Source organism: Chryseobacterium sp. 1B4, assembly GCF_036631475.1.
GTDB lineage: Bacteria > Bacteroidota > Bacteroidia > Flavobacteriales > Weeksellaceae > Chryseobacterium.
Genome location: NZ_JAPNUF010000008.1, coordinates 484,759 through 501,970 on the forward strand (window position 1 = coordinate 484,759; position 17,212 = coordinate 501,970).

11 protein-coding genes and 7 pseudogenes are annotated in these 17,212 nt (G+C 37.6%); 12 read left to right on the forward strand and 6 right to left on the reverse strand.

All coding sequences use genetic code 11. From position 1 onward, the window contains the following. Nucleotides 1-3: 3 nt before the first annotated feature. From OWR28_RS18620 to OWR28_RS18635, 4 genes and pseudogenes are all read right to left on the reverse strand, one after another. Nucleotides 4-866 (reverse strand): annotated as a pseudogene (locus OWR28_RS18620) (DUF58 domain-containing protein). A gap of 62 nt (nt 867-928) precedes the next feature. Further along, nucleotides 929-1,177: a GNAT family N-acetyltransferase gene (locus OWR28_RS18625; protein WP_332387975.1), complete on the reverse strand. Its 249-nt coding sequence runs from the start codon at nt 1,175-1,177 to the stop codon at nt 929-931. Continuing rightward, a complete protein-coding gene (locus OWR28_RS18630; RefSeq protein ID WP_332387976.1) occupies nt 1,137-1,385 on the reverse strand; it encodes a hypothetical protein in 249 nt (82 codons plus the stop codon). The genes OWR28_RS18625 and OWR28_RS18630 overlap by 41 nt, the downstream gene beginning before the upstream one ends. After that, nucleotides 1,385-2,387: pseudogene (locus OWR28_RS18635) on the reverse strand (AAA family ATPase). The gene OWR28_RS18630 and the pseudogene OWR28_RS18635 overlap by 1 nt, the downstream one beginning before the upstream one ends. 249 nt (nt 2,388-2,636) lie before the next feature. Between OWR28_RS18635 and OWR28_RS18640 the strand changes: the two are divergent. From OWR28_RS18640 to OWR28_RS18675, 8 genes and pseudogenes are all read left to right on the forward strand, one after another. Then, entirely contained in the window at nt 2,637-3,107 is a 471-nt protein-coding gene (locus OWR28_RS18640) for a DinB family protein (protein ID WP_002977558.1), read from the forward strand. Between the two features lie 30 nt (nt 3,108-3,137). Beyond that, a pseudogene (locus OWR28_RS18645) lies at nt 3,138-3,529 on the forward strand (four helix bundle protein). 78 nt (nt 3,530-3,607) lie between these two features. Next, a complete protein-coding gene (gene rlmB, locus OWR28_RS18650) occupies nt 3,608-4,357 on the forward strand; it encodes a 23S rRNA (guanosine(2251)-2'-O)-methyltransferase RlmB (protein WP_332387977.1) in 750 nt (249 codons plus the stop codon). 107 nt (nt 4,358-4,464) lie between these two features. Further along, on the forward strand, nt 4,465-5,460 hold the full coding sequence (locus OWR28_RS18655) for a serine hydrolase domain-containing protein (protein WP_332387978.1): 996 nt from the start codon (nt 4,465-4,467) through the stop codon (nt 5,458-5,460). 31 nt (nt 5,461-5,491) lie between these two features. After that, a complete protein-coding gene (locus tag OWR28_RS18660; protein WP_332387980.1) occupies nt 5,492-6,541 on the forward strand; it encodes a DUF6263 family protein in 1,050 nt (349 codons plus the stop codon). A gap of 63 nt (nt 6,542-6,604) precedes the next feature. Beyond that, nucleotides 6,605-6,835, forward strand: a complete 231-nt coding sequence (locus OWR28_RS18665; protein WP_332387981.1) for a hypothetical protein — start codon at nt 6,605-6,607, stop codon at nt 6,833-6,835. A 30-nt stretch (nt 6,836-6,865) separates the two neighbouring features. Further along, nucleotides 6,866-9,402, forward strand: a pseudogene (locus OWR28_RS18670) (YfhO family protein). Nucleotides 9,403-9,801: 399 nt separating this feature from the next. Next, nucleotides 9,802-10,968 carry a glycosyl transferase family 1 gene (locus OWR28_RS18675; RefSeq protein WP_332387984.1) on the forward strand — a complete coding sequence of 389 codons (1,167 nt, stop codon included), beginning with the start codon at nt 9,802-9,804 and terminating at the stop codon, nt 10,966-10,968. A gap of 64 nt (nt 10,969-11,032) precedes the next feature. Here OWR28_RS18675 and OWR28_RS18680 read toward each other — a convergent pair whose 3' ends face one another. Beyond that, nucleotides 11,033-11,674 carry a hypothetical protein gene (locus OWR28_RS18680; protein ID WP_332387985.1) on the reverse strand — a complete coding sequence of 214 codons (642 nt, stop codon included), beginning with the start codon at nt 11,672-11,674 and terminating at the stop codon, nt 11,033-11,035. A 131-nt stretch (nt 11,675-11,805) separates the two neighbouring features. On the opposite strand from OWR28_RS18680, the pseudogene OWR28_RS18685 reads away from it, so the two are divergent. Then, nucleotides 11,806-12,775 (forward strand): annotated as a pseudogene (locus OWR28_RS18685) (YpdA family putative bacillithiol disulfide reductase). A gap of 74 nt (nt 12,776-12,849) precedes the next feature. On the opposite strand, the pseudogene OWR28_RS18690 reads toward OWR28_RS18685, so the two are convergent. Then, nucleotides 12,850-14,027 (reverse strand): annotated as a pseudogene (locus OWR28_RS18690) (MFS transporter). 292 nt (nt 14,028-14,319) lie between these two features. Here OWR28_RS18690 and OWR28_RS18700 point away from each other — a divergent pair. From OWR28_RS18700 to OWR28_RS18710, 3 genes and pseudogenes are all read left to right on the forward strand, one after another. Then, complete coding sequence (locus OWR28_RS18700) at nt 14,320-14,886, forward strand: hypothetical protein (protein ID WP_332387990.1); 567 nt, start codon at nt 14,320-14,322, stop codon at nt 14,884-14,886. Between the two features lie 98 nt (nt 14,887-14,984). Further along, a complete protein-coding gene (locus OWR28_RS18705; RefSeq protein ID WP_332388067.1) occupies nt 14,985-15,197 on the forward strand; it encodes a helix-turn-helix domain-containing protein in 213 nt (70 codons plus the stop codon). Nucleotides 15,198-15,286: 89 nt separating this feature from the next. Then, a pseudogene (locus OWR28_RS18710) lies at nt 15,287-17,212 on the forward strand (oleate hydratase).

Sequence of the window (17,212 nt, forward strand, 5' to 3'; positions counted from 1 at the left end):
ATGTTATTTTTTCTGAAAGTAATTATACAATAATTTTGAATAATCTGAACCGGTAATGATATTCATAAAACCTGCAGAACTGTTGGCAAAGTCTTCCTCCAGAGCTCTCAGTTTTTGTTTCTGAGCTTCCGCGAAGGTATACCGCCATCTTGCACTGGAAGTATTGACCCAGATTTCCTTTCCTGTTTCTGCATCATGTAAAAGAGCATATCCTACGTCAGGAATTTCATTATCCTTTTCATCATAAATCCTCATTCCCAGCAGCTGGTGTTTCTTTGAAGCCACTCTCAGCATTTTGGAATCATAAGCATCTTCAAAGTCTGAAAATAAAAATACCAGAGATTTCCTTTTAAATATCCCCATCATATATTCCATTGCTTTGTCTATTTTAGATTCCGCAGGGACATAATCTGCAGTGAGAATATTACTGATAATGGAAAGAATATGCTTTCTTCCTTTTTGAGGAGGAATTACTTTATATACTTTATCAGCAAATAAGATCAACCCTACTTTATCATTATTACCTGCAGCTGAAAATCCTAAACTGGCGGCAATTTCTGCCACATATTCTCTTTTCAGCTGAACTTTCGTTCCGTAATCCATGGAAGCGGAAATATCAACGAGAATCATCATTGTCAGCTCTCTTTCTTCTTCCATCACTTTTACGAACGGCTCACGGAAACGGGCGGTTTTATTCCAGTCGATTCTTCTGATCTCATCTCCAAACTGATAAGGACGCACTTCAGAAAAAGTCATCCCCTGCCCTTTAAAAGCACTGTGATATTGCCCCATCAAAGCAGCTTCCGTCTTTTTTCTGGTCCGGATTTCAATCTGCTTTACTTTTTTACAATATCTTTTATCTGCATAGACAAGTTTAAGGTTTAACATTCAAAGTTTAATATTCGAGTTTCGGGATCCGGTTTTTGGGTTAATCTTTAAACTCAATGGATACGTTCGACCACTCGTTGTCAAACTTCGTACTGTATTTTTTATAAAAATTGATAGCGGGCTCATTCCAGTTCAGTACCTGGAACACCATTCCGCTGTAATTATTTGATTTTCCATGTTCCAGTGTAGCATCAAACAGTTTCTTTCCGATCTGCTTTCCTCTCAGTCTTTCCGTTACTACAAGGTCTTCAAGATACAGCCTTCTCCTTCCATGTTGAGTATCTGTCATAATACAATGATATCCCGACTATTTCTCCTTTATATTCGGCCACAAAAGCTCCCCAAACCGGAGAAACACCAAAACCATCTTCAATAAATTCGTCCAGCGTCACCGTCACCTCATGCAGCGCTTTTTCATATTCTGCCAGTTCTCTGATTAAATCCAGCATAGGAGCACAGTCAGCTATGACTGCTTTTCTGATAATTACCTCACTCATTACGGCGCCTGGATTTTTGCTAAGATTCTGTTGATAATTTCTTCTGTTGAAATCTCTTCGGCTTCAGCTTCGAATGTTAACCCCATTCTGTGTCTCAATACATCTTTTGCCAACGCCTTTACATCTTCAGGAATTACAAATGCTCTTCCTTTTAAGAATGCATAGGCTCTTGAAGCAATAGCAAGATTAATGGATGCCCTTGGTGAAGCTCCGAAACTGATATAATTTTTAAGTTCGGAAAGACCGTAGTTTTCCGGATAACGTGTAGCAAATACCATATCCAGGATATATTTTTCAATTTTCTCATCCAGATAGATCTGGTTGATCAATTCTTTAGCATCTACAATATCCTGAAGGGAAATAACCGGTTTCACAGTCGGCTGATGTGAAGTTGAAACCATTCTCATCACCTGTCTTTCATCTTCAAAAGCAGGATAATCGATCGTACATTTCAGCATGAAACGGTCGCTCTGTGCTTCAGGGAGCAGATAAGTTCCTTCCTGATCAATCGGGTTTTGGGTTGCCAGTACCAGAAATGGCTTTGGCAGCTTCATGGTTTCATCACCAATGGTTACCTGTTTTTCCTGCATTACTTCCAGAAGTGCCGACTGTACTTTGGCCGGTGCACGGTTAATCTCATCTGCCAGTACGAAGTTCGCGAATACAGGACCTTTTTTATAGAAAAGTCATTGTCTTTGATATTATAAATCATGGTTCCCACTACGTCCGCAGGAAGTAAATCCGGTGTAAACTGAATCCTGAAAACTCTCCGTGAACAGCATCTGCCAATGTTTTTATCGCTAAGGTTTTAGCCAGCCCGGGTACCCCTTCAAGAAGAACGTGCCCGTTTCCTAAAAGCCCAACCAAAAGACGGTCTACCATGTATTCCTGTCCAATAATAACTTTATTGATTTCCTGTCTCAGAAGAGAAAATAAGTAGTTTTTTTCTTTTACTTTTTCCGTCAATTGGCGGATATCTTCAGCTTGATATATCTCTGACATAGCTTGATTTAAAATAAGTGGTAAATTTCTGATAAATACTTGCATTAATCAACATAATAAATGCCATTTTTGAGTTAAAGTTTGTTAAAAATTCCCGTATTGATGCAAGGTAACGAATTGCTGAAGGCTTAAAACTCAATAAGATTATCCTTTTTTCATAAAAATATATAAATTTTGCTTTAATCACCTGTTCAAAAATTGTCATTTCCAGTTTATTAAACTATTTTTGGTGATTAAAAATTCTGCAAAATGAATTATCATTTTCAAGCACACAGGCAGGTAAGAAAAAACCTTTTAGATATCCTCCAGAACACATCCCATGAAGATCTGATTCTGATTCCGGATGGCTTCAACAACAATATTTACTGGAATATTGCACACACGGTTGCCACACAGCAGCTGCTGCACTATTACCTGAGCGGAAATCCGTTCCGTATTGATAAATATTGGATTGAAACCTATAAGAAAGGAACTTTACCCAATTTAAATGTTCAGAAATCAGAAGTGGAAGATCTGGAATTTTTACTTACAGAAACTTCCAAAATTTTAATGAAGGATTATGACAGTGATTTCTTCTCAGATTATACCCCTTACACCACAAGTTTCGGGATGGATCTGAAAAGCATTCAGGATGCCATTATCTTCAACAACATGCATGAAAGCCTTCACTACGGATATGTGATGGCACAGAAAAGAGCAATTTTAGGAGAGAAGTATTAGTTCTTAGTTTAAAGTTTAAGGTTTAAGGTTATGGGAACCATTAATAGATTTGAGGATTTAGAGATACGGAAATTATCCCGACAACTTTATCATGAGATTTATGAAATTATTGAATCTACCAATCTTAAAAACAATTTTAAACTTTGTAATCAAATCGATGGATCTTCAGGACCAGTAATGGATAATATTGCTGAAGGATTTGAAAGAAACGGAAACAAGAATGTATACAATTTCTTTCTATTGCGAAAGCTTTCTGTGGAGAAACCAGATCACAACTGTATCGGGTTTTTGACAGAAGTCTTATTTCGCAGGAAAAATTTGAAACATTAATTGAGCAAACTGAAACGTTAAGTAAAAAGATCAGCTCTTTTATAAAATATTTAAATACAACAGATTTAAAAGGAACAAAGTACAAAAATTGAATTTCAAAACTTTAAACATTAAACTTTGAATTTTGAATTTTAAACATTGATCCTTAAACATAAAATTTTGACAACTCAATGAAAGACGATTTTATTTTCGGGCTGCGTCCCGTGATTGAAGCAATTGAAGCGGGAAAAACGATTGACAAGATCTTTGTGCAGAATGCACTTCAGGGTCCTATTTATGCTGAATTAAAAGCCATTTTAGCGAAAAATAAAATCCGTCCCAATTATGTTCCGGTTGAAAAACTGAACCGTTTTACCAGAAAAAACCACCAGGGTGTGGTTGCTTTTATTTCGGATGTACCGTTTCATAAAGTGGAGGATATTGTTCCGCAGTTATTTGAACAGGGAAAAACACCTTTTCTTTTAATTCTGGACAGACTTACTGATGTAAGAAACTTCGGGGCGATCTGCAGAACTGCGGAGTGTGTGGGTATTGATGCGGTGATCATTCCTGAAAAAGGCGCTGCTCCTATTAATTCTGACGCCATAAAAACTTCAGCAGGCGCTATCTATAATATCAAAATATGTAAGGAAAACAATCTGGCACACACAGTAGATTTCTTTCAGCAAAGCGGTATTTCAGTGTATGCGGCCAGTGAAAAAGCTCAGAAATTAATCTATGATGTGAATATGACTGAGCCTTGTGCTATCGTGATGGGAAATGAAGAAACCGGAATTTCCAAAGAAGTATTGCATCATGCTGATGAAAAAATAAAACTTCCAATTGAAGGCAAAACCCAATCTCTGAATGTTTCTGTAGCTTGTGGAGCGATTTTGTATGAAGCGGTAAGACAGAAAATGGCTGTGATACCCAATCCATAAACTATGAAAATACAATCACTTTTACCCTTATTTTTGCTCCGTTTATTTTTAATGCACAGACCAAAAAAATAGCCACAGATAACCTTCTTACAACTGATCTTGATAAGATGGTTCAGAAAGAAGCTCTCGCGTATATGCAGGATCCTGCACGTGTAGGTCTTTCAATAGGTGTTTTCAAAGATGGTAAAAGTTATTTTTATAATTATGGAACAACGGAAACAGGAAAACAGGAACTTCCAACTTCCAAAAGTCTGTACGAGATTGCATCCATCACCAAAACATTTACCGGAACTCTTCTGGCTCATGCTTTAGTGGATAATAAAATCAAAATGAATGATGATATCCGTAAATATCTGGGCGGAAATTATCCTAATCTTGAATTTGGAAAGCATCCGATAACGATTGGCAACCTTACCAATCACTCTTCGGGGCTGCCACAGTTTTTACCGGATCAGTCACAGACCTTCCAAAAGCCGATGGACTCAGTGGCGATACTGCTGTCCGATTTTTATAAAAACTATTCAAAGGAGAAGTTTTATGAAGATCTGCATCTGGCAAAATTGGATTTTGTTCCGGGCTTAGAGTATAAATATTCCAATACAGGAACGCAAATTGCAGGAGATATCCTGGAAAAAGTATACCATAAAAGCTATACAGATCTCCTTTCAGAGTATATTACGAAGCCTTTGAAAATGAATCAGACTATTGTTGGTACGAATTCTGCACAACGATTGACCGGTTACAACGAAAAAGGAAAGGTAATGCCCAGGAATTTCACCACTATTTTCGCTCCGGCCGGAGGAATTATATCTACTACGGAGGATCTGGTGAAATACATGCAGTACCATCTGGATGAAAGTAATAAGTACGTGAAAACATCCCATACTCCTTTTGTAAAAAATGAAGAAGATGCCATTGGATTATATTGGAGATTACATACCTATGAAGACGGAACCCAAACCGTTTATCATACAGGAGGTACATTTGGCTTTTCAAGTGTGCTTCAGATTTATCCGTCAAAAAACATGGGAGTCGTAGTGCTTTCCAATGAGTCGGATGCAGAATCACAGGAAAACTGCATGATATTGCAGATAATTTATTAAGAAACAGTAGTAAAAAATAAAGTTAAAATTAATGAGAAACATTGCAGCGCTTGCGCTTATATCATCAATAGCTCTTGTATCTTGTAAAAAAGAAACAGCAAAAATAACGAAAGTAGATCCTAAAACAGGAAAAACGGTAACTGTAGAAGTTCCTGCTGATTCAGTAGCGAAAGTTTCAGAAAATCCTGCTATCAAAGATTCTGCAGGTGTTATCACACAGACTTTTAAGCTGGAAAAAGGAAAGACATATCCTCTTACCACATATCAGAGAGATGTAAAAACAATGACAGATCCTCAGGGAAAATCTATCACTGCAACCAGCGAATCCACAGATGAGATGAACTTCGTGGTGGATGATATTAAAGGAAATGTATATGAAATGACCCTTAACCTTGTAGCCAAGAGAAGTTCTCAGTCTGCACAGGGAAAAACTGTAGTAGTGGATACTAAACTGCCTCTTCCTAAAGAAGATGAACTTAAAATGATCTGGAATGTCAACAAAGCACTTACCGGAAACAAACTTCAGATGAAGATGGATACCAAAGGGAATGTAATTTCTATTACAGGATTTGATGCTGTTTACACAAAAGTAGGCAACGCGGTAGGTACACTGATCAAAGACGCCAATGAAAAAGCAAGTGTAGTAGCAAGCCTTAAACAGTCATTCAACGAAAAAGTACTGAAAGATCAATTTCACAAAAACCTGATGATTATTCCTAAAAAAGGAGTAAAAATCGGAGAAAAGTGGTCTACTTCTGAAAATGCTGACGCTAGCGGAGCAGTAAAGGTAACCTCCAATTATGTATTGAAAAGCTTAGGAAACGGAGCTGCAGAAATTGCGGTAACAGGAGGGATTCCCAAGAAGACAGAAAAGAAAGCTCAGGGACCAATTACACACAGTCTGAGCAGTGAACTGGTTCAGAACGGAACCATTAAGTTTGACGAAAGCACAGGATGGATTACCAACCAGAATATCAACGTAAAAACAACTCAGATAGAAACCATTTCAGATGGAAAACAGTCTCAGTCTATGAAAAGCGTTTCCAATTCTTCAGTAATGGTCAACCCATCTGCCAAATAACTTGAATAAACATTCAGTGTTTAAAATATAACATTTAAACACTGAACTTTAAACAAAAAAATTATGAAGTACATTCTTGAGTTAGTACTCACTGCCATTATTATTTTCTTTGTTTGGAATATCCTGAAAAGAATTTTCTTTAAGACATTTTACAGCTATCGCTTCAACAATGAAAACCAGAATAAAAGACAGCAGGACATACACAACTCGAATAAGAATAGCAAACAGAACCTTAACTGGGATGCAGAAACTGTAGACTACGAAGAGGTAAAGGAGAGTAATGACAAAAGGTAAAATTCCAAGAAATAAAAGATAATAACCAGCATGGCAAAAAATAAAAACTTAATTTATATTGCAGTTTCATTAGTAGTATTTATAGTTTTAGCATTTTTATATTCCACTCCTGTATTTTCAGGGAAACAGCTTTTCCAGCATGACATCGTGCAGTACAGAGGAGGCGCAAAAGAACTGCTTGATTATAGAGCCAATACCGGAAATGAAACCTATTGGAGTGACTCCATGTTTGGCGGAATGCCAACTTATCAGATGGGAAGCCAGTTCAAGGGTGATATCATCAAAAAAATTGACAGCAATCTGAATTTCATGCCAAGGCCGGTCAATTATCTCTTCCTGCTGTTTGCAGGTTTTTTCCTTTTGGGAATGGTAGTGGTCAGAAACTGGAAGTACGCTCTCCTGGGAGCTACATTCTTCGGACTTTCGACTTATTTTTATATTATTATCGCAGCCGGACATAATGGTAAAGTAAATACCATTGAATATTTCGCACCGCTGTTGGCCGGAATTTTACTGGTTTATATCAGAAAACAATACATCTGGGGATTCATTGTAACGACCCTTTTTATGGGGCTTCAAATCGCTGCCAATCATCCGCAGATGACGTATTATCTGTTCCTTGCTCTGGGATTCTTATTCCTTTCTGAACTGATCAGAGCCATTCAGAAAAACTCCGATGAAGCACTTCCTTATTTCATCAGGAATTATTGCGGCAGCATGTGTTATAGGAGTGGGTATGAATTCGCAGAGGATTATGGCCAATTCGGAATATGTAAAAGAAACCGTTCGTGGAAAGCAGATCCTGGATAATGACAGCCATACTTCAGGAAAATCCGGAATGGATAAAGAAAGCATGCTGATGTGGAGCTATGGACGACTGGAAACTTTAAACCTATTCATCCCAAGATTAATGGGTGGTGGAAGCCAGGAGCCTGAGGGCAAACAAATCATGAACAGAGTGCAGGAACTGGTTCAGGAAAATGTAGGGTCACAGGCTGAAATGGACAGAATTTCCAAAGGTTTCAGTGGGGTAACTTACTGGGGAGACCAGCCGGGAACATCAGGGCCTGCTTACCAGGGAGCGATTGTGTGTTTCCTTGCTTTATTAGGATTCTTTTTTGCCTGGAAAAAATACCGTTACTGGATTCTAGGAGCTTCTATCCTGACTATTTTACTGGCCTGGGGAAGTAACTTTATGCCGTTGTCTGATTTCTTTATCGACTATGTGCCGTTCTATAATAAGTTCAGAGCTCCTTCTTCAATCTTAGTTGTAGTAGAGTTATTATTCCCATTAATTGCCATTCTGGGATTATACAGATTCTTTACGGATGAAAAACTGACTGAAGAGTACAAACAGAAAATCCTTCTTTACGTAGGAGGAGGAACTTTAGGCTTTTTATTGATTCTTTTAATCTTTGGAAAGTCATTACTGGGCTTTGCTACAGAAAACGAAAAAACATATTTCCCTCCTTTCCTGCTCGATTATCTTGTAGATGAAAGATATAAACTGTTCAGAATAGATGCGATAAAAGCATTCATTTATGTGGCGATTACTGCTGCTGCATTATTCCTGACTTTAAAGAAAAAGCTTAATCAGAATATTGCTTTGGTTATCATCGGAGTTGTAAGTTTATTTGATCTTTGGAGCGTAAACAAGCGTTATTTAAATGATGAAAATTACGTAGATAAAATCTTTGCTGAAAATCCTTTCCAGACAGAGAGCTCAGATCTGCTGGCGGAAAAAGTGCAGGGAAATCCTAATCTGGAATCTATTTTATCCAATGTCAACATCAACAAAACATTGGAAACCATCGCTGAAAAAGATAAAACTCACTACAGAATTTACAACCAGACGCTGGGTGTAACCAGTGAAACCAATACATCTTATTTTAAAGCCTCTATTGGAGGTTACCACGCTGTAAAACTAAGAAGATATGATGACGTACTGAACGAATATATCAATAGCATCGACAGTGTAAAAACACCTAATGTATTAAACTTACTGAATGCTAAGTACATGGTTTTCGGAGGTCCTGACCAGCCACAGGTTGTTCCTAATCCAAAAGCCAACGGAAATGCATGGTTTGTAAGCGATTTAAAGTTTGTGGATAGTCCTAACCAGGAAATTAAATCTATTGGAACAATTGATAACAAAAACAGCTGTCATTGCTTCATCTGACAAATCATATTTTGATAACAAACCGGTTCAGGCAGATTCTGCAGCATATATCAATCTTACTAAATACCAGCCGAACGAACTTGAATTTAAATCTCAGTCGAAGACACCTCAATTGGCAGTATTCTCTGAAGTGTATTATCCTCACGGATGGAAAATGTTTGTAGATGAAAAAGAAGTTCCTTACATCAAGGCAGATTACTTGCTTCGTGCCGTGCATGTTCCTGCAGGAAACCATCATATCAGAATGGTATTTGAACCTGAAGTGATTGAAAAAGGAAAATGGCTTTCTCTTCTTTCATTCGGATTATTTATCCTGTTGGCTGCATTTGGAATTTTCTGGATGAACAAAAACAGGAAAAAAGAAATTGCTGCTGAACAAAACGCTTAAACAATAAAAATAATGTTACGCAATGTCTTTCTGATGAAGCATAGCGTAATGGAGAATCTCAAATGAAAACGTTGGGCACTCATCATTACTACGTTTATATACTGACTGATAAAATAAAAACAGTATTATATACAGGACAGAAAACTTAATTAATGGATTCAATCCGGATTGGAAATTTCTCAATGAAGAGATAGAGTGAGATTCTTCACTGCGCTTCGCTGCGTTCAGAATAACAAAGACCATTAAATTAAAAATGGAACAGAAAAAATACTGATTATCACCTATTACTGGCCTCCTGCGGGAGGTCCTGGTGTTCAAAGATGGCTGAAGTTTGCAAAATATCTGCCGGAATTCGGCTGGAAACCTATCATCTACACCCCGGAAAACCCAAGTTATCCATTGCTGGATGAAACCCTGATGAAAGATGTTCCTGAAAATATTGAGATCGTAAGGACCAAAATATGGGAACCTTATCAGCTTGCCGAAAAGCTGAATAAAAGCAACAAAAAATTTAAGGCCGGACAGTTTGATGTCGGAAAAAACCAAAGCTGGAAATCCAAACTTTCAATCTGGGTAAGAGGTAATTTTTTCATTCCTGATGCCAGGGTTTTCTGGGTAAAACCTTCCGTTAAATTCCTGGAAAAATACCTGAAAGAAAATAATATCGATACGATTGTAACCTCAGGTCCTCCCCACTCTCTTCATCTGATTGGTTTAGGTCTCAAAAATAAACTACCGGATCTTAAATGGATTGCTGATTTTCGTGATCCATGGACAGAGATTTCTTATTATAAGCATTTGAAATTAACCAAAAGTTCGGATAAAAAGCACCGTCAGCTGGAAAGTGCGGTATTTAAGAATGCGGATATTACCTTAGCGACAAGTTATACTGATGCCGAAAACTTCAGGAAAGCGGGAGCCAATGCTGTTTGTATCACCAATGGATTTGATGAAAGTGATTCTGGTAAAAAAGCAGAAGGACAAAATAGCGAAAAGGCAAATTTGCAAATTAGACAAGTATTTACTCTAAGTTATATTGGGGTTCTTGAGCAGCTCCGAAATCCGGAGAACCTTTGGAAAGCACTGGATGAGCTTATCAGGGAAAATGCTGAATTTGCAGCTGACTTCAAATTGAAATTCGTAGGGAGAATAGATGATAAAATATTACATTCTATCGAAAATACAAGCCTTAAAAATCATATTGAGAACCTTGGATATCTTGCTCATGGAAAAGCCGTAGAGGAAATGCAGCATTCTGATATGCTTCTTATTACCAACTTTCCGAATGAGTCTTCAAAAGGTATCATCCCCGGAAAGATATTTGAATACCTGGCTTCCGGAAAGCAGATCCTTTCATTTGGTCCGGACAAGGCTGATGTTGCCAAAATCCTGGAAGAAACCCAGGCAGGAAAACATTTCGGTTATCAGGACACAGAAATAGTCAAGAGATTTATTCAGGAAAAATTCAACCTTTGGAAAAGTGGCGCTCTTCTTGAAAACACTCAGCATATTGATCAGTTCTCAAGAAGAAATCTGACCCGCCAACTGACTGAAGTTTTGAAATAAATAAAAAAGAGGGAGTTAGAAGCTGGAAGCCGGAAGTTTACATGCCACTTCTGACTTCTAACTTCTATACCGTCCACTGGTCATTTATAACAGCAACCAGATAATATTTACCCTGAAATTCTTCAAATACAAAACGTAGTGTTTTCCAATCCATATTACCGGATTTTTCGGTTCCTTTGATATAATTTTCTGTGAAATCATATTTAGGATATATTTCCTTTAAATTATTCAGGGAATTACCACTTCCGATGAATTTATTCAATGAATATTGTGATACTGTAAAATCTTTAGAAAAAACCCATTTACTCAAATAATCATTGATCGTTGCCTTATAAGGATCTCCGGAACCATCGTGCGCTCCCCAGGTAAACAAAGTTTTGGTAGGCTGATATTTTTCAAAATCTGCTTTGGAAAAATGTTTGTCTTCTTTCAGATTAACGAAAGCATACATTGAAAAACGGATTCCTTTCTGTGGGTGAATCAACGAAGCAAAAGCGGTGTAATCTTTATTCTTCAGTGCCTTCAAAGCTTCATCGTTGGTCTGCTTTAAAGCGGCTTCTTTATCAGCACTATTCTGAACCGTACGTGCACTGTCTGTTTTATTTTGTGCGATGGAATCTATTTCGTTCGGAACAGGTTTTCCAGCTTCTTTCTTACAGGCTACAACAATACTCATAACGAATACAGCAATCAGTAATTTTTTCATATTTAAGATTTTGCAATTGGTAGAAAACACCAAATCTGATGCCAAGGAGCAGATGATGTAAAGAGATAAAGACTATGAGAGTTGAGTTGTTTCGGCTTCTCATTTTAAAAATTACATCGTACATTTGTTAGATGGAAATGTTGGATATTCTGATTATCGGGGCCGGACCCATAGGTTTGAACTGCGCCCTTGAAGCTCAAAAAAACAATCTTAATTATGTAATCATAGAAAAAGGAACTATTGTCAATTCTCTTTACAATTATCCTTTGTACATGCGCTTTTTCTCTACTGCTGAAAAGCTGGAGATTGATGAGATTCCTTTTATTTCTACCGCTCCCAAACCAGGAAGGCAGGAAGCACTGGAATACTATCAGGGAATTGCCAGGCAAAAAAACTGAATATCAACCTGTATGAAAAAGTTCTGAATGTCTCGAAAAAAGATGAAATATTTGAAATCAGGACTTCCAAAGCAACCTACCGAGCCAAAAATGTGGTCATCGCTACCGGGTTTTATGATATTCCAAACCTTATAAATATTCCGGGAGAAAGTCTCCCGAAAGTCAAACATTATTATACCGAACCTTACCCTTATGCAAGACAGAAAATTGTGGTGGTGGGATCCAGTAATTCTGCTGTAGATGCAGCGTTGGAAACGTACAGAAAAGGAGCTGAAGTTACCATGATCATCCGTCATGCTGAGATTTCAAAAAGTGTAAAATACTGGGTAAAACCGGATATTGAAAACAGAATTGCAGAGGGCAGCATTAAAGCCCATTTCAATGCAGAAATGATCGAAATTAAAGAAAATACGGTAGTTTTTAAAGATGAAAAGGAAGAAATTCATGAAATTGATAATGATTTTGTTCTGGCCATGACAGGCTATCTTCCCGATTTTGAATTTCTTAAAAACTCAGGAATTGAACTCAACGGAGACTGCCTGAATCCTTTTACAATCCTGAAACCATGGAAACCAATATTTCCAATCTCTATCTTGCGGGAGTTGTTTGCGGAGGGAAAGATACTCATTTATGGTTTATTGAAAACTCCAGAATTCATGCAAATATGATCATCAATACGATTCTTTCAAAATCTTTATCGTAAATGGTTTGTAAATAGTAAAAGATGCGGCAATTTCTACGAAATTGCCCGCATCTTTTGGTTTAAAAATAAAAGCGCTATATCATCTCTTCTTCCTTATTTTTATCTTTAAGCATCCATGGGATAATAAAATAGAAACCAATGGCAATAGCCACGGCCAATACTCCGGTTCCAATCCACAATGCATTGAAGCCTAGTTTTTCCGCTATCAGTGTTCCTATGTAAGGGGTGACGATAAATGCAATGGAAAAAGACATTCCGTTCAGCCCCATATAAGCACCTTTATTGTTCTCCCCTGAACGTAATGCTGTAATGGTTGACATAAAAGGAAGTGTCCATATTTCTCCCACACAAAGTAAGGTCATAGACAGGACAAGTGTAATCATACTGTAATCAAAAGCAAGCATGGCATAAGAAAATCCGCACAGGAAAGTTCCTATCTGCATTGTAAAAGCTAATGTAAAATACTTCTCAGCAATCTGTACCAGCCCCATTTCAAGCAGTACGATCAGAAAACCGCTGTATCCCAGGATATATCCGATATTCTGCTGGCTAAGATGAGCAGTATCCTTATAAAATATTGTCAGTGTGCTGAACAGCTGGAAAAAGCATATGGAAAACAGCATACAGAAGGCACAGTAAATCAAAAATTTACCATCCCGGTATGGAGAGCTTTCTTTTTTAATCACAATTGCCTCTTTTACTTTTTTTGCCTTCTGTTTAGCTAATCTTGCCCGGTCTTTAAAGAACCAGATGTACATCAGCCCTGCCAGCAAAGCGGTCAGTGCATTACTGAAAAACAGAAACTCATAAGAAATAGCCGATAAAATGCCTCCCAATGCGGGTCCGATGGAAAATCCCAGATTGACAGCCATTCGGTTCAGTGAAAAAGCCCTCGTAATATTTTCAGGTTTTGCATATTTTGTAATGGCTACCGAGTTGGCCGGGCGGAATGTTTCACTTACAATACTCTGAGCCAAAATAATTCCTGCCAGACCAGCTTCTGTTGTAAAAAGCGGAATCAGGCAGAATAAAGGAACGCTGAGCAGCAGACTCAGGCTCTGTACCCTGTACTCACCGATTTTATCAGTGATCATTCCCCCAGCCACGATCCGATAACCGAACCTATTCCGAAAAAGCTCAGTACAATTCCTGAATTTTCAATACTGAAATGCAAATGATTCGTCATATAAACTCCCAGAAACGGAAGTACCATAGAACCGGCCCTGTTGATGAGCATTACCAACGCCAGCATCCAACTCTCCTGCGAGAGTCCTTTGAAAGAACTCGTATATACGCTAATTAATCTCACAATAATATTGGGGGTGTAATTTGAAAATGCAAAATTAGATAAAATAACTCAAAAGCCCTTATTTAAACCTTTTTTTAATAAACATATTCATAAAACCATTTAACATGACCGTCTGAAATAATTTTTAGCACATAAAGACCCAAATACTTTTATAAAAACGTAAATTGCAGTAATAACAGAAGTTTTAAACTAAAATTTATTAAAAACACAATAAAAATTTAATCAATACGTAAGAATGCTTACCTACGAAAATTTACATGATACCTTATCTTTTTACAGTATTGATTGCTGCCAATCCTACTATATTTCCTCCGGGAAACCGATTTTCAAATTTCCGAAGTCTCCTTTCAGAATGGATTATTATGCCCTGTGCATTTGTACTGCAGGGGAAATCAATATTGAGATAGACCGCCAGAAATACCGGGTAGATGCTCACAGCTTTTTAATAGCTGCACCTTCTACAATTGTGAAATTTGGAAAGGTAAGTGACGATTTTACGATGAAACTGCTATTCTTTGACAAAAATTTTTTGATTAAAAATATTTCCAATCCTTTTATCATTGAAAAAATGAATCTTTTTTCCAAAGGTTCATACAGCATTGTAAAGACCACTGCAAAAAATTCTTTATTGCTGCAGAACCTTCTGGATTATCTTGACAAAAAATCCAAGAAACAGGGTAAATTCACTGAAGAAATTATCCGTACCATTATTTTCAATCTCCTGCTGGAGACTGCTGAGATTATGGAACAGGAAAATGCTTTAAATCCGGAAAAGGAAGAAGGAAAAAAGACCTTTATCTGAAATTCGGTAAACTGATCCGTGAAAATATCACCAGGGAACGGACGGTTCAGTTTTATGCGGATCAACTTCATGTTTCCAATAAATACCTCATCGAAATCATTAAGAAAGCAAGCGGAAAAACACCTCATGAGGTTATTGATGAAGCGCTGCTGAAAGAAGCTTACGTCATGCTTGGAAATCCTGAGGTCACCATATCGGAGATCGCCTTTGAACTTCAGTTTAATTCAGCATCGGCTTTCGGCCGCTTTTTCAAAAAGCACACTACACTTTCTCCTTCAGAATATAGAATTAAAGAAAATATCCAGTCATAAGAATTTGGGGATAATAATTCTGAACTTGAGGATATATATCGCGTTCTGAATAGAGGTACCTTTATATTGTTAATTAAAAACAATAAAAGATGAGTACGATCAATTCAAAATTTGATAAAGTTTTAAATGCCTCTGACCAGTTTGGAAATGTAAACCACGAACCGGATTCAAGCAAAGAAGTACAGATTAACACTCCTGAAAAAACGATGCCTTTCTCCGATCAGATCGGAAACTATCAACGTAATAAAGGAATTCCTTTACAGTCTTACGAAAACAGTAAAATCTATATTGTAGGAAGCGGAATTGCCGGGATGTCAGCCGCTTACTATTTCATTCGTGATGGCCGTGTACCCGGCAAAAATATCATTTTCCTTGACCAGCTGAATGTTGAAGGCGGATCTCTGGATGGAGCCGGTAACGCAAAAGATGGTTACATCATCCGCGGGGGAAGGGAAATGGACATGACTTATGAAAATTTATGGGATATGTTTCAGGATATTCCTGCTTTGGAGCTTCCTGCACCTTACAGTGTATTGGATGAATACCGTCTTGTTAATGACAATGACCCGAATTATTCTAAAGCAAGACTCATTCATAATCAGGGACAGATCAAGGATTTCAGTAAGTTCGGACTTGAGAAAAAAGATCAGCTGGCCATTGTAAAGCTCCTGTTAAAGAAAAAGAAGAGCTGGACGATCTTACTATTGAAGATTATTTTTCTGAATCTTTCCTGAACAGTAATTTCTGGTTCTTCTGGCGTTCTATGTTTGCCTTCGAAAACTGGCACAGCTTACTGGAACTGAAACTTTATATGCACAGGTTCCTTCATGCCATTGACGGAATGAAAGACTTCTCATGTCTGGTATTTCCAAAATACAACCAGTATGACACGTATGTAACTCCATTAAAAAACTTCCTGATAGAAAAAGGGGTACAGATTCAGTTTAATACCCTTGTAAAAGATCTCGATATTCATATTAACACGGAAGGAAAACCGTAGAAGGAATTATTACTGAGCAAAACGGAGAAGAAGTAAGAATACCGGTTGGTAAAGAGGATTACGTTATTGTAACTACCGGATCTATGACCGAAAGTACCTTCTACGGTGATAACAATACTGTTCCTGAAGTAACAATAGATAACAGCAGTGCAGGACAAAGTGCCGGATGGAAACTATGGAAAAACCTTGCCGCAAAATCTCAAGTATTCGGAAAACCTGAAAAATTCTGTAGCCATATTGAAAAATCTTCCTGGGAATCCGCAACCTTAACATGCCGTCCTTCTGCTTTCACAGAGAAACTGAAAGAACTTTGTGTGAACGATCCTTATTCAGGAAGAACCGCTACAGGAGGTATTATTACCATTACAGATTCCAATTGGGTAATGAGTTTTACCTGCAACAGACAACCACACTTCCCTACTCAGCCTGATGATATCCTTGTAGTTTGGGTGTATGCTTTACTGATGGATAAAGAAGGTAATTATATCAAAAAACTATGCCTCAATGTACCGGAAACGAAATTCTTGCGGAGTTATGTTATCACCTTGGAATAGCAGACCAGCTGGATAATGTTACAGAAAATACAATTGTACGTACAGCATTCATGCCTTATATCACGTCTATGTTTATGCCGAGAGCGATGGGAGACCGCCCGAGAGTGGTTCCTGAAGGATGTACCAATCTGGGTCTTGTAGGACAGTTTGTAGAAACCAATAATGATGTGGTCTTCACGATGGAAAGTTCTGTAAGAACTGCGAGAATAGCCGTTTACAACCTTCTGAACCTTAACAAACAGGTTCCTGACATCAATCCATTACAGTATGATATCCGACATTTATTAAAAGCGACTCAGGCTCTGAATGACTATAAACCTTTCTTAGGAGAAGGAATATTAAGAAAAATATTAAAAGGAACTTATTTTGAACACATTCTGGTAAACCGTCCTGATGAAAAAGAAGAGCATGAATCTTTCTTAACCAGATTTCAGGAATGGGTAAAAGGAATAAAAGACTAA